General features: G+C 68.7%; 11 protein-coding genes. All 11 read right to left on the reverse strand.

The window, feature by feature from the left end:
- Positions 1–7: 7 nt before the first annotated feature.
- Positions 8–478, reverse strand: a complete 471-nt coding sequence (rpsG, locus tag AC507J_RS15815; RefSeq protein WP_091650217.1) for a 30S ribosomal protein S7 — start codon at positions 476–478, stop codon at positions 8–10.
- Position 479: 1 nt separating this feature from the next.
- Positions 480–854: a 30S ribosomal protein S12 gene (rpsL, locus tag AC507J_RS15820; protein ID WP_013735958.1), complete on the reverse strand. Its 375-nt coding sequence runs from the start codon at positions 852–854 to the stop codon at positions 480–482.
- 474 nt (positions 855–1,328) lie between these two features.
- Positions 1,329–1,709 (reverse strand): phage holin family protein, encoded by a 381-nt coding sequence (locus AC507J_RS15825; protein WP_496289963.1) that lies wholly within the window; start codon positions 1,707–1,709, stop codon positions 1,329–1,331.
- A gap of 797 nt (positions 1,710–2,506) precedes the next feature.
- Positions 2,507–2,881, reverse strand: a complete 375-nt coding sequence (locus AC507J_RS15830; protein ID WP_496289904.1) for a hypothetical protein — start codon at positions 2,879–2,881, stop codon at positions 2,507–2,509.
- Between the two features lie 100 nt (positions 2,882–2,981).
- On the reverse strand, positions 2,982–6,869 hold the full coding sequence (locus AC507J_RS15835; protein WP_496289964.1) for a DNA-directed RNA polymerase subunit beta': 3,888 nt from the start codon (positions 6,867–6,869) through the stop codon (positions 2,982–2,984).
- A gap of 97 nt (positions 6,870–6,966) precedes the next feature.
- The gene (gene rpoB, locus AC507J_RS15840) at positions 6,967–10,398 is read right to left on the reverse strand and encodes a DNA-directed RNA polymerase subunit beta (protein ID WP_496289905.1); all 3,432 of its coding nucleotides are present in this window, start codon (positions 10,396–10,398) and stop codon (positions 6,967–6,969) included.
- Positions 10,399–10,959: 561 nt separating this feature from the next.
- On the reverse strand, positions 10,960–11,346 hold the full coding sequence (rplL, locus tag AC507J_RS15845) for a 50S ribosomal protein L7/L12 (protein ID WP_496289906.1): 387 nt from the start codon (positions 11,344–11,346) through the stop codon (positions 10,960–10,962).
- 55 nt (positions 11,347–11,401) lie between these two features.
- Positions 11,402–11,950, reverse strand: coding sequence for a 50S ribosomal protein L10 (gene rplJ / locus AC507J_RS15850; protein ID WP_496289907.1), 549 nt, complete (start codon positions 11,948–11,950; stop codon positions 11,402–11,404).
- A gap of 424 nt (positions 11,951–12,374) precedes the next feature.
- A complete protein-coding gene (rplA, locus tag AC507J_RS15855) occupies positions 12,375–13,091 on the reverse strand; it encodes a 50S ribosomal protein L1 (RefSeq protein ID WP_496289908.1) in 717 nt (238 codons plus the stop codon).
- 83 nt (positions 13,092–13,174) lie between these two features.
- The gene (rplK, locus tag AC507J_RS15860) at positions 13,175–13,606 is read right to left on the reverse strand and encodes a 50S ribosomal protein L11 (protein ID WP_341717663.1); all 432 of its coding nucleotides are present in this window, start codon (positions 13,604–13,606) and stop codon (positions 13,175–13,177) included.
- A gap of 198 nt (positions 13,607–13,804) precedes the next feature.
- Complete coding sequence (gene nusG / locus AC507J_RS15865) at positions 13,805–14,527, reverse strand: transcription termination/antitermination protein NusG (protein ID WP_496289909.1); 723 nt, start codon at positions 14,525–14,527, stop codon at positions 13,805–13,807.
- Positions 14,528–14,565 lie beyond the last annotated feature (38 nt).

A 14,565-nucleotide genomic window follows, 5' to 3' on the forward strand; every position in this document is an offset into this window, starting at 1 on the left:
CAGGGTGTTACCAGCGGTAGTGCGCGAAGGCCTTGTTGGACTCCGCCATCTTGTGCGTGTCCTCGCGCCGCTTGACGGCGGCACCGAGGCCGTTGCTCGCGTCCAGCAGCTCGTTCATCAGCCGCTCGACCATGGTCTTCTCGCGCCGCGCGCGGGAGTAGGTGACCAGCCAGCGCAGGCCCAGCGTGGTCGCCCGGGCCGGGCGGACCTCGACCGGCACCTGGTAGGTCGCGCCACCGACACGGCGGCTGCGGACCTCAAGGGTCGGCTTGACGTTGTCCATCGCCCGCTTGAGCGTGACGACCGGGTCGGTGCCGGACTTCTCCCGGCAGCCCTCGAGCGCCGCGTACACGACGCGCTCGGCCAGCTGACGCTTGCCCCGCAGGAGAATCTTGTTCACCAGCTGGGTGACCAGCGGCGAGTTGTACACCGGGTCAGCGACCAGCGGCCGCCGCGGAGCGGGTCCCTTACGCGGCATGTCAGCTCTTCTCCTTCTTCGCGCCGTAACGGCTGCGCGCCTGCTTGCGGTTGCGGACACCCTGGGTGTCCAGCGAGCCGCGAACGATCTTGTAACGCACGCCGGGGAGGTCCTTCACCCGACCGCCGCGGACGAGCACGATCGAGTGCTCCTGGAGGTTGTGCCCGACGCCCGGGATGTAGGCGGTCACCTCGACCTGGCTGCTGAGCTTGACACGAGCGACCTTGCGCAGCGCCGAGTTCGGCTTCTTCGGGGTGGTGGTGTACACGCGGGTGCACACGCCGCGCCGCTGAGGGGATCCCTTCAGCGCGGGGGTCTTGGTCTTGGTGGTCTTCGCCTGTCGGCCCTTTCGGACCAGCTGCTGAATGGTGGGCACCGGGTTTCTCCGCTCCCTTCGGCCGCTCGTTGCGGCCGCGCCGTCTGCCGTAGCCGACCGGGTGATCGACTCTCCTACATTCCGGCCAGGGCCACCTCGCGGAGGTCCCGGCACCCGCGGTCGGGCGTGTCGCCCATCTCACGGTCCCGGTTCCGACACGTGCGCGTGGGCCCCGGGGTTCTGTCACCGGCACACGGATCGCCGCAGGCCGGATCATCTCGCTCTGTCGTGGTGCCACCCGAATCCCGGATGACCGGATCCAGCGCACGCACGAGTTGCCCGGGCGGGCCCGGGCACAAGGGGAAAGAGTACCTACCACAGCCGCGCAGGTCAAAACGGAAGACCCCGCCGGCCTGCGCACCGTTCGGCGACCGGTCCCGTCGTCCACCCGCCCGTGATGGGCACCTACGCAGACAAGTGTACCGGCTCCGCAGGAAACCGCCCGCCGAGCCCCCGACCAGGCGTTCAGGCCGGTCAGGCCACCGCCAGCAGGACCGCCAGACCCATGCCCAGCAGGCTCAGCAACAACCCGGCACCGCCGCAGCTGATCCCGGCGATCGCCAGACCGCGGCCGGTGAACCGGACCGCGGGCGGAGGTGCCGGTCGCCGGATCTGGCGCGCGCCCAACAGGCCGGTGACCACGGCGCCGGCGCCGATCAGGCCACCGAGGGCGGTGAAGGCACCGGCGACCCAGACGCCGTTCGTCCCTCCGAAGCCCACACCGAAGCAGATGACCAGGAGCGACACCACGATGGAGATGATTCCGGCAACCAGCGAGCCGACCGCCAGGCCCGAGGTGACCGGCGGCACGTCGAGGTGCACCATCGCGAACGGCGTGCCGGGCACCGGCTCCACCCGCTTCGGCGGCCGGGGACGGTCCGGTGGCGGGGCGGGCGGAGCGGGGGTGCCACCTCCCCAGCCCTGACCGGGCGGCCAACCCGACACTCCCCCGCCGACCGGCCCGCCCGACGGCGTGGCCGGCGGAACCGAGTGTGGCCCGAAGCCTGGCGAGCCCGGCGGGAACGGCGGCGACCCGAAGCCGGGCGACCCAGGCGGAACCGACGGCGACCCGAAGCCGGGCGACCCAGGCGGAACCGGCGGCGACCCGAAGCCGGGCGACCCAGGCGGAACCGACGGCGGCGCGTAGCTCGGCGACCCGGGCGGAACCGGCGACGGCCCCGGCGGGACCGACGGCGGCCCGAAACCCCGCGAACCGGGCGGCGAACCAGGCGGGAACGGCGCGAGCCCGGGTGCGGGCGGGGACGGGGAGTAGCCCGGTGCGGACGTGGCTGGCGGGGCGTCCGGCGCTGCCCACCCGTTCGGTTCCGGTGTCTCGGCCTCCGGGCGCCCGGCGGTGGGTCGAGCGAACTCGCCGCTCTCGGGACGCGCCGGTTCCGTCACAGGATCCTCCTCATCGGCCGCGCCCACCACCGCGCGGTGGTGGACACCGTCAGGCTACCGTCGCCGATCAGGTGCTCGGCCTACGGCGCGGGAGACCGCGCCTTGATCGACCCCAGGTCGGCGGAATGGCGGGGTCCGGACAGCCGGGACACCCCCATTCCGGCGGAACGGAGTCGATCAAGCCGTCAGGCCCGCCGGTTCGCCGGGCGACCCGGTGTCGGCCACCGCTTCGGGCGAGGCGCCGTGGGGGGTCAGTCGATGTTCGGCGCGAAATCCTGGCCGTAGGGCACCTCGGCGAGCCGGATCACGCCGACCACAATCGCGGCGACCACGGTCACCGCGAACAGCACCAGGCCCGTCCAGGCCAGGGTCTCGCCGCGCCGCAGCCAGGCCGCGCCGGTGAGAAAACCTCCCGACGCGTACGCCTCGCGGCGCGCCTGCCGGGCGAGTTGCAGCGCCACCGTGGCCGGCACCACTCCCCCGATGAACAGACCGGTCAGCGCGCCCATCAGACCGAGCGCGAAGACGGCCCGCGCCTTCGTGGCCCGGACCGGGTCCGGGTCGAGCGGATGCCGGGGCGGTTCGGGTGGTGGAGCGACCGGCATCGGGCCGGCGGCGGTCGTCATGCCCCCCATTCTGCCCGCACAAGCCTCTTCGAGCCCGGTGCCCGGACCGACGACGAGGCCCCCGGCGGATGCCGGGGGCCTCGTTGTCAGAGCGGATGGCTCAGCGGTACGACCCGAAGTCGAAGTCGTCAAGCGGAACCGCCTGGCCGCTGGCCGGCCCGAAGCCGTAGTCGGTCTCCGGGTAGCCGGTCATCGAGTAGACCTTGGCCTTCGCCTCCTCGGTCGGCTCGACCCGGACGTTGCGGTACTTGCTGATGCCGGTACCGGCCGGGATGAGCTTACCGATGATCACGTTCTCCTTGAGACCGATCAGCGAGTCGCTGCGGGCGTGGATCGCCGCGTCGGTCAGCACCCGGGTGGTCTCCTGGAAGGAGGCCGCCGAGAGCCAGGAGTCGGTGGCCAGCGAGGCCTTGGTGATGCCCATCAGCACCGGACGGCCGGCGGCGGGCTCGCCGCCCTCGCCGACGAGCCGGCGGTTCTCCGACTCGAACAGCGCCCGGTCGACAAGCACGCCCGGCAGGAACTCGGTCGAGCCGGAGTCGATGACCGTCACCCGCTTGAGCATCTGGCGAATGATGATCTCGATGTGCTTGTCGTGGATGAGCACGCCCTGCGAGCGGTAGACCTCCTGGACCTCCTGGGTCAGGTGGACCTGGACCGCCCGCGGACCGAGGATGCGCAGCAGCTCGTGCGGGTCGATGGTGCCCTCGGTGAGCTTCTCGCCGACGTCGACGTGGTCGCCGTCGTGCGCCCGTAGCCGGACCCGCTTCGAGATCTTGTCGTAGACGATCTCGTCGCTGCCGTCGTCCGGGATCACGACGATCTTGCGCGACCGCTCGCCGTCCTCGATCCGGATCCGGCCCGGGGTGTCGGCGATCGGCGCCTTGCCCTTCGGGATCCGGGCCTCGAAGATCTCCTGGACACGCGGCAGACCCTGGGTGATGTCCTCACCCGCGACGCCACCGGTGTGGAAGGTACGCATCGTCAGCTGCGTACCCGGCTCACCGATCGACTGGGCGGCGATGATGCCGACCGCCTCGCCGACGTCCACGATCTTGCCGGTCGGCAGCGAGCGGCCGTAGCACGCACCGCAGACGCCCAGCTTCGACTCGCAGGTGAGCACGCTGCGCACCCGGACGGTGTCGACCCCGGCGGCGACGATCCGGTCGACCAGGATCGAGTTGATGTCGGCGCCACGCTCGGCGACGACGGTGCCGTCCGGACCCTTGATGTCGTCGGCCAGCGTACGGGCGTGCACGCTGGTCTCGGCGTGCTCGTGCACCACGAGCCGGCCGTCGAGCTGCTGACCGATCTGCATCGGGATGGCCCGATCGGTGCCGCAGTCCTCCTCGCGGATGATGACGTCCTGCGAGACGTCCACCAGACGCCGGGTCAGGTAACCCGAGTCGGCGGTACGCAGGGCGGTGTCCGCGAGACCCTTACGGGCACCGTGCGTGGAGATGAAGTACTCCAGCACGGAGAGACCCTCCCGGTAGCTGGCCTTGATCGGCCGCGGGATGATCTCGCCCTTCGGGTTGGCCACCAGACCACGGATCGCCGCGATCTGCCGGAGCTGGAGCAGGTTACCGCGGGCACCCGAGTTGATCATCTTCCACAGCGGGTTCTCCTGCGGCAGCGCGGTGTCCATCTCCTTGGCGACCTCGTTGGTCGCCTTGGTCCAGATCTCGATGAGTTCGCCGCGGCGCTCCTCGGCGGTCATCAGACCACGCTGGTACTGCTTGTCGATCCGGTCGGCTTCCTTCTCGTACCGCTCCAGGATCTCCCGCTTGCGCGGCGGAGCGATGACGTCCTCCATGCCGATGGTGACGCCGGACCAGGTGGCCCAGTGGAAACCGGCCTCCTTGAGCCCGTCCAGGGTGGCCGCGAGGGCCACCTTCGGGAACCGCTCGGCGAGGTCGTTGACGATCGCGGAGAGCTGCCCCTTGCGGATCTCGTAGTTCACGAACCGGTAGCCCTGCGGCAGGGTCTCGTTGAACAGCACCCGGCCGAGGGTGGTCTCCACGGTCAGCGGCTCACCCGGAACCCAGCCCTCGGGCGCGGTCCACGGCTGCCCACCGGCACCGTTGTCGACCTCGACCACGTCCCGCAGCCGGATCTTGACCGGCGCCTGAAGGTGCAACTCGCCGTTGTCGTACGCCATCCGCGCCTCGGCGTCCGAGCTGAACGCCCGGCCCTCCCCGCGCTCACCGGTGGTGAGGTGGGTCAGGTGGTAGAGCCCGATGACCATGTCCTGGGTGGGCATGGTGACCGGCTTGCCGTCCGCCGGCTTGAGGATGTTGTTCGACGACAGCATCAGGATCCGCGCCTCGGCCTGAGCCTCGGCGGAGAGCGGCACGTGCACCGCCATCTGGTCACCGTCGAAGTCGGCGTTGAACGCGGTGCAGACCAGCGGGTGGATCTGGATGGCCTTGCCCTCGACCAGCTGCGGCTCGAAGGCCTGGATGCCCAGCCGGTGCAGGGTGGGCGCCCGGTTGAGCAGCACCGGGTGCTCGCCGATGACCTCTTCCAGCACGTCCCACACGACCGGCCGCTGCCGCTCGACCATCCGCTTGGCGGACTTGATGTTCTGTGCGTGGTTGAGGTCGACCAGCCGCTTCATGACGAAGGGCTTGAACAGCTCCAGCGCCATCTGCTTGGGCAGGCCGCACTGGTGCAGCTTGAGCTTCGGGCCGACCACGATGACCGAACGGCCCGAGTAGTCGACGCGCTTGCCCAGCAGGTTCTGGCGGAACCGGCCCTGCTTGCCCTTGAGCATGTCGGAGAGCGACTTCAGCGGACGGTTACCCGGACCGGTGACCGGCCGACCGCGGCGGCCGTTGTCGAACAGCGCGTCGACGGCCTCCTGGAGCATCCGCTTCTCGTTGTTGACGATGATCTCGGGCGCGCCGAGGTCGATCAGTCGCTTGAGCCGGTTGTTCCGGTTGATCACCCGGCGGTACAGGTCGTTCAGGTCGCTGGTCGCGAAGCGGCCACCGTCCAGCTGCACCATCGGACGCAGGTCCGGCGGGATGACCGGTACGCAGTCCAGCACCATGCCGAGCGGCGAGTTGCGGGTGTTCTGGAACGCCGCGACGACCTTCAGCCGCTTGAGCGCCCGGATCTTCCGCTGGCCCTTGCCGGTGCGGATGGTCTCGCGCAGGCTCTCCGCCTCCGCGTCCAGGTCCATGTTCTGCACCAGGGCCTTGATCGCCTCGGCGCCCATGCCCCCGGTGAAGTACTCGCCGAACCGGTCCCGCAGCTCGCGGTAGAGCAGCTCGTCGGTGACAAGCTGCTTCGAGTCGAGCTTGCGGAAGGTGTCAAGCACCTCGTCCAGGCGGTCGATCTCGCGCTGGGCCCGGTCGCGGATCTGGCGCATCTCGCGCTCTCCGCCCTCCTTGACCTTGCGCCGGACGTCCGCCTTCGCGCCCTCGGCCTCCAGCTCGGCCAGGTCGGACTCGAGCTTGGCGGCCCGCTTCTCGATCTCCGAGTCGCGGCTGTTCTCCGACTGCCGCTTCTCGGCCAGGATCTCGTTCTCGATCGTCGAGAGGTCGCGGTGACGCGCCTCGGCGTCCACGCTCGTCACGACGTACGAGGCGAAGTAGATGATCTTTTCGAGGTCCTTGGGGGCGAGGTCCAGCAGGTAGCCCAGCCGGCTCGGCACGCCCTTGAAGTACCAGATGTGGGTCACCGGGGCGGCGAGCTCGATGTGGCCCATCCGCTCACGGCGGACCTTCGAGCGGGTCACCTCGACGCCGCAGCGCTCGCAGATGATGCCCTTGAAGCGGACCCGCTTGTACTTACCGCAGTAGCACTCCCAGTCGCGCTGCGGACCGAAGATCTTCTCGCAGAAGAGCCCGTCCTTCTCCGGCTTGAGAGTGCGGTAGTTGATCGTCTCGGGCTTCTTGACCTCGCCGTGCGACCACTGACGGATGTCGTCTGCGGTCGCCAGCCCAATTCGCAACTCGTCGAAAAAGTTGACGTCGAGCACGTTCAATTCCCTCACACGTCGCTTGTTGCGTCAGCAGCTCAGCTCATCGGGGTTCGGTCCCGGGGCGGGGGTCACCCCCCGGCCCCGGAACCCAACGTCACACCTCTTCGACCGAGCTCGGCTCGCGCCGGGACAGGTCGATACCCAGCTCCTCCGCGGCCCGGAACACCTCGTCGTCGGTCTCGCGCATCTCCAGGGCCACACCGTCGCTGGAGAGCACCTCTACGTTGAGGCACAGCGACTGCAGCTCCTTGAGCAGCACCTTGAACGACTCCGGGATGCCCGGCTCCGGAATGTTTTCGCCCTTGACGATGGCCTCGTAGACCTTCACCCGGCCGAGCACGTCGTCGGACTTGATCGTCAGCAGCTCCTGCAGGGCGTACGCGGCACCGTAGGCCTGCATCGCCCAGCACTCCATCTCACCGAAGCGCTGGCCACCGAACTGCGCCTTACCACCCAGCGGCTGCTGCGTGATCATCGAGTACGGACCGGTCGACCGTGCGTGGATCTTGTCGTCGACCAGGTGGTTGAGCTTCAGGATGTAGATGTAGCCGACGGCGATCGGGTCCGGCAGCGGCTCGCCGGAGCGACCGTCGAACAGCTGCGCCTTGCCGGAGGAACCGATCAGCTGCTTGCCGTCCCGGTTGGGCAGGGTCGACGCGAGCAGACCGGAGATCTCCTCCTCACGGGCACCGTCGAAGACCGGGGTGGCCACGTTGCTGTCCGGCTCGGACTCGTGCGCGTCGATCGAGCGGAGCTGTCGCTTCCACTCCGCGTCGTCGCCGTCCACGCTCCAGCCGGTCTTGGCCACCCACCCGAGGTGGGTCTCCAGCACCTGGCCGATGTTCATCCGGCTCGGCACACCCAGCGGGTTGAGCACGATGTCGACCGGGGTGCCGTCCTCCAGGAACGGCATGTCCTCGACCGGCAGGATCTTGGAGATGACGCCCTTGTTACCGTGCCGGCCGGCGAGCTTGTCACCGTCCTGGATCTTCCGCTTCTGGGCGACGTAGACCCGGACCAGCTCGTTGACGCCCGGCGGCAGCTCGTCGCCGTCCTCGCGGGAGAAGGTACGCACGCCGATGACCGTGCCGGTCTCACCGTGCGGCACCTTCAGCGAGGTGTCCCGGACCTCGCGCGCCTTCTCACCGAAGATCGCGCGGAGCAGCCGCTCCTCCGGGGTCAGCTCGGTCTCACCCTTCGGCGTGACCTTGCCGACCAGGATGTCGCCGGGGACGACCTCGGCACCGATCCGGATGATGCCGCGCTCGTCGAGGTCGGCGAGCATTTCCTCGCTGACGTTCGGGATGTCGCGGGTGATCTCCTCCGGGCCGAGCTTGGTGTCCCGCGCGTCGACCTCGTGCTCCTCGATGTGGATCGAGGTGAGCACGTCCTGCTGCACGAGGCGCTGCGACAGGATGATCGCGTCCTCGTAGTTGTGCCCCTCCCAGGTCATGAACGCCACGAGCAGGTTGCGCCCGAGCGCCATCTCGCCCTCGTCGGTGCAGGGACCGTCGGCGATGACCTGGCCGGCCTCGACCCGGTCACCCTCGAAGACCACCGGCTTCTGGTTGACGCAGGAGCCGGCGTTGGAGCGACGGAACTTGTGCAGCAGGTACGTCCGGCGGTGGCCGTCGTCCTGGTGGACCGTGATGTAGTCGGCGCAGAGGTCCTCGACCACGCCACCGACCTCGGCCACGACCACGTCACCGGCGTCGACGGCGGCACGGTACTCCATGCCGGTGCCGACGAGCGGGGACTCGGCCTTGACCAGCGGCACCGCCTGACGCTGCATGTTCGCGCCCATCAGGGCCCGGTTCGCATCGTCGTGCTCCAGGAACGGGATCATCGCGGTCGCGACCGAGGTCATCTGCCTCGGCGACACGTCCATGTAGTCCACCGCGGCCGGCGGGACGTCCTCGGTCTCGCCACCCTTACGACGGACCAGGACGCGATCCTCGGCGAACGAGCCGTCGGCCCGCAGCGGCGCGTTGGCCTGCGCCTTGACGAACCGGTCCTCCTCGTCCGCGGTCAGGTAGTCGATCTGGTCGGTGACCCGACCGTCGATGACCTTCCGGTACGGCGTCTCGATGAAGCCGAACGGGTTGACCCGGGCGAAGGTGGAGAGGGCACCGATCAGGCCGATGTTCGGGCCTTCCGGCGTCTCGATCGGGCACATCCGGCCGTAGTGGGACGGGTGCACGTCGCGGACCTCGAAGCCGGCCCGCTCCCGGGACAGACCACCCGGACCGAGCGCGCTCAGTCGACGCCTGTGGGTCAGGCCCGCCAGCGGGTTGGTCTGGTCCATGAACTGGGAGAGCTGCGAGGTGCCGAAGAACTCCCGGATCGCGGCCACCACCGGGCGGATGTTGATCAGGGTCTGCGGCGTGATCGCCTCGACGTCCTGCGTGGTCATCCGCTCACGGACGACGCGCTCCATCCGGGACAGGCCGACCCGAACCTGGTTCTGGATCAGCTCGCCGACCGTACGCAGGCGCCGGTTGCCGAAGTGGTCGATGTCGTCGGCCTCGTAGCCCTCCTCACCGGCGTGCAGCCGGCAGAGGTACTCCACGGTGGCGACGATGTCGTCCTCGGTGAGCGTGCCGGTGGTGATCGGCACGCTCAGCTCGAGCTTCTTGTTGAACTTGTACCGACCGACCTTGGCGACGTCGTACCGCTTCGGGTTGAAGAAGAGGTTGTCGAGCAGGGTCTGGGCGTTCTCGCGGGTCGGCGGCTCGCCAGGGCGCAGCTTGCGGTAGATGTCTAGCAGCGCCTCGTCCTGGCCGGCGATGTGGTCCTTCTCGAGCGTGGTCATCATCAGCTCGGACCAGCCGAACTTCTCCCGGATCCGCTCGGCCGACCATCCGATGGCCTTGAGCAGCACCGTGACGGCCTGCCGCCGCTTGCGGTCGATCCGGACGCCGACGGTGTCGCGCTTGTCGATGTCGAACTCCAGCCAGGCACCCCGGCTGGGGATGACCTTGACGCTGGAGAGGTCACGGTCGGAGGTCTTGTCCGGCTGCTTGTCGAAGTAGACACCCGGCGACCGGACGAGCTGGCTGACGACCACCCGCTCGGTGCCGTTGATGATGAAGGTGCCCTTCGGCGTCATCATCGGGAAGTCACCCATGAACACCGTCTGGCTCTTGATCTCGCCGGTGGTGTTGTTGGTGAACTCCGCGGTCACGAAGAGTGGCGCGCAGTAGGTGAGATCCTTCTCCTTGCACTCCTCGATCGAGGCCTTGACCTCGTCGAAGCGCGGTGCCGAGAAGGAAAGCGACATAGTGCCGGAGAAGTCCTCAATGGGACTGATTTCGTCGAGGATTTCCGCGAGACCCGAGCGTGCGTGCGGGTCGTCCGCCGACCGGCCCTGCCAAGCCTCGTTGCCGACGAGCCAGTCGAAGGACTCGTTCTGGATGGCGAGGAGGTTGGGGACCTCGAGGTGTTCGGTGATCCGACCGAAGGAAACTCGGCGGGGAGCGAATGCGCTCGACGTACGACTGGTCTTCGCAGGGCGGGAAGCTGCCAAGATGCGTCCTTCCGAGGACCGGTGCTGCAGAACGGCTGGTACGCGTGCACTCCAATGACCCCACCAGAAAATATCCACAAACGGACATTTCCGAGCAGGGGTCAAGTCGGAAGGCAGCGCAAACTAGCAGTGTAGCCGAGAGGCTAACCGCTGTCCAGCCCACCCCGCAGGTCGTTGCGGAACTAGGCCTCGGGACCCTGGCACGGGTCGCACCGGACCGCTCGGAACGCAACGTTCCCGCTGGGCCGCTCGGGTGTCAGCGGCGTGCTGCTGCTGCCGCTTCCTTACCCGTGCGGTGGCCGTCGCAAGCGCGGAAGGTCTTGCTGATGTCAGCGTGCCTGGCTGCCGGGGCCGCGTCAAGGGCGGCATCGCCATCCGGTGCTCTTTCCCACCGACGGGGCACGGCGCGGGCCGCTGCCCGGACCCCGCGGACCTGCCCACCTACGGGGTCCGGCAACGCCACGAGCACGGCGGACGACGATCCGAGTGTCGGATCGTCGTCCGCCGCGACGTTGCACTGCCCCCGCTCAGATGAGCCGGGACGGCCAGGTGAGGCTCAGATCACTTGAGGGTGACCTTGGCGCCCTCGCCCTCCAGCTTGGCCTTGGCCTTGTCGGCGGCCTCCTTGTTGACCTTCTCCAAGACCGCCTTCGGCGCGGCCTCGACCAGGTCCTTGGCCTCCTTGAGGCCCAGGCCGGTCAGCTCACGAACGACCTTGATGACCTGGATCTTCTTGCCACCGTCGGCGTCGAGGATGACGTCGAACTCGTCCTTCTCCGGCTCGGCCTCGGCGGCGGCGCCACCCTGGGCCGGGCCCGCGGCGACCGCGACCGGCGCGGCGGCGGTGACCTCGAAGGTCTCCTCGAACTGCTTCACGAACTCGGAGAGCTCGATCAGCGTCATCTCCTTGAACGCGTCGAGCAGCTCGTCGGTGCTGAGCTTCGCCATGTCTGGCGTCCTTTCCTCAAAGGTTTATCTAAGTACGTGGTGCGTCGGGCGAGCCTCAGGCCGCCTCGGCGCCCTCTTCCTTCTCGCGCTTGTCCGCAAGAGCGGCCGCCAGGCGGGCGGTCTTCGACAGCGGGGCCTGGAACAGGGCCGCGGCCTTGCTCAGGTTGCCCTTCATCGCGCCGGCCAGCTTGGCCAGCAGCACCTCGCGGGACTCCAGGTCGGCGAGCTTCGTGACCTCGGCCGCGGAAATGGCCTTGCCCTCGAAGACGCCACCCTTGATGACGAGCTTCGGGTTGGCCTTCGCGAAGTCGCGAAGACCCTTCGCCGCCTCGACGACGTCGCCCGAAACGAAAGTCAGCGCGGTAGGACCGGTGAACAGCTCGTCGAGGCCGGAGATGCCAGCGTCCGCCGCGGCACGCTTGGCCAGCGTGTTCTTGGCGACCGTGTAGCTGGTCTCCGTACCGAGCGAGCGCCGCAGCTGGGTGAGCTGGGAAACCGTCAGACCGCGGTACTCGGTCAGCACGGTGGCACCCGCGCTGCGGAAGCTCTCGGTCAGCTCAGCAACAGCCGTGGCCTTGTCGGCCCGGATCGGCTTGTCCGCCATGTCCCTCCTCTCTCGTTGCTTCGCGGCTGGTCACCGTCGCAGGCGAGGCTGCGACGGGAGCGGAGGATCGCGGCAACAGAAAAGCCCCGGCGCAGGGCGCACGGGGCGAGGTCGGCGGCCAATCATCGCAGTCGGCGGACCACGGGATGCTGCCGATGTTCGCTTGCCGCCCTACGCGGGTCGCCCGTCATCACGGAACCTTCGACCGTGCCGAGGCACGGTGACCAGCGGTCTCTGGGTGGAACGTAGGCCACACGGAGTGGCCAACGTGCAAAGACTACGCGACGTGCCGCAGCACCACCAAATCCGCGCTGGTGGGCCGGCTCACACCACCGCAGGCACGGCGGCCCGCGCACACCCACCGCAGGCACGGCGACGGGGCGCCGCCCGTAGGCGACGCCCCGTCGTCAGGCAGGCGTACCGCTCAGCTCTCGGCCGAGCCCTCCTGGAGGTTCTTCACCACGTTCGGGTCCACCGGGACACCCGGGCCCATGGTGGTGGTGAGGGTGACCTTCTTGAGGTACTTGCCCTTCGCCGCCGACGGCTTGGCCCGGAGCACCTCGTCGAGGACGGCCGCGTAGTTGTCGACCAGCTGCGTCTCGGAGAACGAGGCCTTGCCGATGATCAGGTGCAGGTTCGAGTGCTTGTCCACCCGGAAGGTGATCTTGCCGCCCTTGATGTCGGAGACCGCCTTGGTGACGTCCATGGTCACGGTGCCGGTCTTCGGGTTCGGCATGAGACCGCGCGGGCCCAGGATCCGCGCGATCCGGCCGATCTTGGCCATCTGGTCCGGCGTGGCGATCGCCGCGTCGAAGTCCAGCCAGCCGCCCTGGATCCGGGCGACCAGCTCGTCGGTGCCCACCTCGTCCGCACCGGCGGCGACGGCCTCCTCGGCCTTCGCGCCGGCGGCGAAGACGATCACGCGGGCGGTCTTACCGGTGCCGTGCGGCAGGTTGACCGTGCCGCGGACCATCTGGTCCGCCTTGCGGGGGTCGACGCCGAGGCGCATCGCGACCTCGACCGTGGCGTCGAACTTGACGGAGGTGCTCTCCTTGGCCAGCTTGACGGCCTCGGCGGGGGTGTAGAGCTTGGACCGGTCGATGGCCTCGGCGGCCTTGCGGTAGCTCTTGCTGCGCTGCATGTTCTGTCTACTCCTGTGGTTTCTGGCGGGCCGCGGTGCTCGCGCGCCCTCCCACGATCCGTACGGGTCGGTGGTGGCCGAGGTCAGTCGGTGACGTCCAGGCCCATCGACCGGGCGGTGCCGGCGATGATCTTCTCAGCCTGGTCCAGGTCGTTGGCGTTGAGGTCGGCCATCTTCTTCTCGGCGATCTCGCGCAGCTGGGCGCGGGTCACCGAGCCGACCTTCTGCGTGTGCGGGACGCCCGAGCCCTTCTGCACACCGGCGGCCTTGATCAGCAGCCGGGCGGCGGGCGGGGTCTTCAGCACGAAGGTGAAGGTGCGGTCCTCGTACACGCTGATCTCGGCGGGGACGATGTCGCCCCGCTGCGACTCGGTCTGCGCGTTGTACGACTTGCAGAACTCCATGATGTTCACGCCGTGCTGACCGAGCGCGGGGCCGACCGGCGGCGCCGGGGTGGCCTGGCCCGCCGGCAGCTGAAGCGTGAACGTCTTGACGAGCTTCTTCTTCGGAGGCATGTCTCTTCCTGGGACTTGAACTGGGAAAGGTTCGCACCGACGCCGCCGTCGGGGCGCGCACGGTCAGCGCGGATTCGACAGCAGCGACGTTCTAGGGTAGCGCAGCCCTGGATACGCCCGCCCACAGAGGTTGGCCGGACGAACGAACCGGACAAACGCCGCTGGCGACGGCCGAGGCCGTCGCCAGCGGTCGGCGAATCAGATCTTGGCGACCTGGTTGAAGTTCAGCTCCACCGGCGTCTCACGGCCGAAGATCGACACGAGCACCTTGAGCTTCTGCTGGTCGGCGTTGATCTCGCTGATCGTGGCCGGCAGCGAGGCGAAGGCACCGTCGGTGACGGTCACCGAGTCGCCGACCTCGAAGTCGAGGACCTTGACCTCGGGCTTGGCCTTCTTCTGCTCGGTCTCCACGGCCGGCGCCAGCCACTTGAGCACCTCGTCGAGGCTCAGCGGCGCCGGACGGTCGGCCCGGTCCGTGGCACCCACGAAGCCGGTGACGCCCGGGGTGTTGCGGACGCAGGAGTAGGACTCGGCGGTCAGCTCCATCCGGACCAGGATGTAGCCCGGGAAGACCTTGGCCTGCACCTGGGACCGCTTGCCGTTCTTGACCTCGATCTCTTCCCGGGTCGGCACCTCGACCTGGTAGATGTAGTCCTCCATGTCGAGGGAGGTGATCCGGGTCTCGAGGTTGGTCTTGACCTTGTTCTCGTAGCCGGCGTACGAGTGCACCACGTACCAGTCGCCCGGTGCGTAGCGCAGCTTCTGCCGCAGCTCCGCGACCGGGTCGAAACTCTCGTCAGGCGCCGGCTCGGTCAGGGCGAACTCCGGCTCGCTGGCGGCCTCGACCGACTCGTCACCAGCCGCCGTCGCCACCGTGGACTGCTCGTCCGGGGTCTCGGCGGTCTCGTCGTACTCAGGCACGCTCGCTCACTTCCGTCACTATCGGCACAGTCAGCCGG

The organism is Micromonospora sp. PRAS1, assembly GCF_059553435.1.

Excerpts from the sequence above, each read along its gene's own strand:
- rpsG (WP_091650217.1), bottom strand. The coding sequence starts at position 478 with ATGCCGCGTAAGGGACCCGCTCCGCGGCGGCCGCTGGTCGCTGACCCG.
- AC507J_RS15830 (WP_496289904.1), bottom strand. The coding sequence starts at position 2,881 with ATGACGACCGCCGCCGGCCCGATGCCGGTCGCTCCACCACCCGAACCG.
- rplL (WP_496289906.1), bottom strand. The coding sequence starts at position 11,346 with ATGGCGAAGCTCAGCACCGACGAGCTGCTCGACGCGTTCAAGGAGATG.
- rplJ (WP_496289907.1), bottom strand. The coding sequence starts at position 11,950 with ATGGCGGACAAGCCGATCCGGGCCGACAAGGCCACGGCTGTTGCTGAG.
- rplA (WP_496289908.1), bottom strand. The coding sequence starts at position 13,091 with ATGCAGCGCAGCAAGAGCTACCGCAAGGCCGCCGAGGCCATCGACCGG.
- rplK (WP_341717663.1), bottom strand. The coding sequence starts at position 13,606 with ATGCCTCCGAAGAAGAAGCTCGTCAAGACGTTCACGCTTCAGCTGCCG.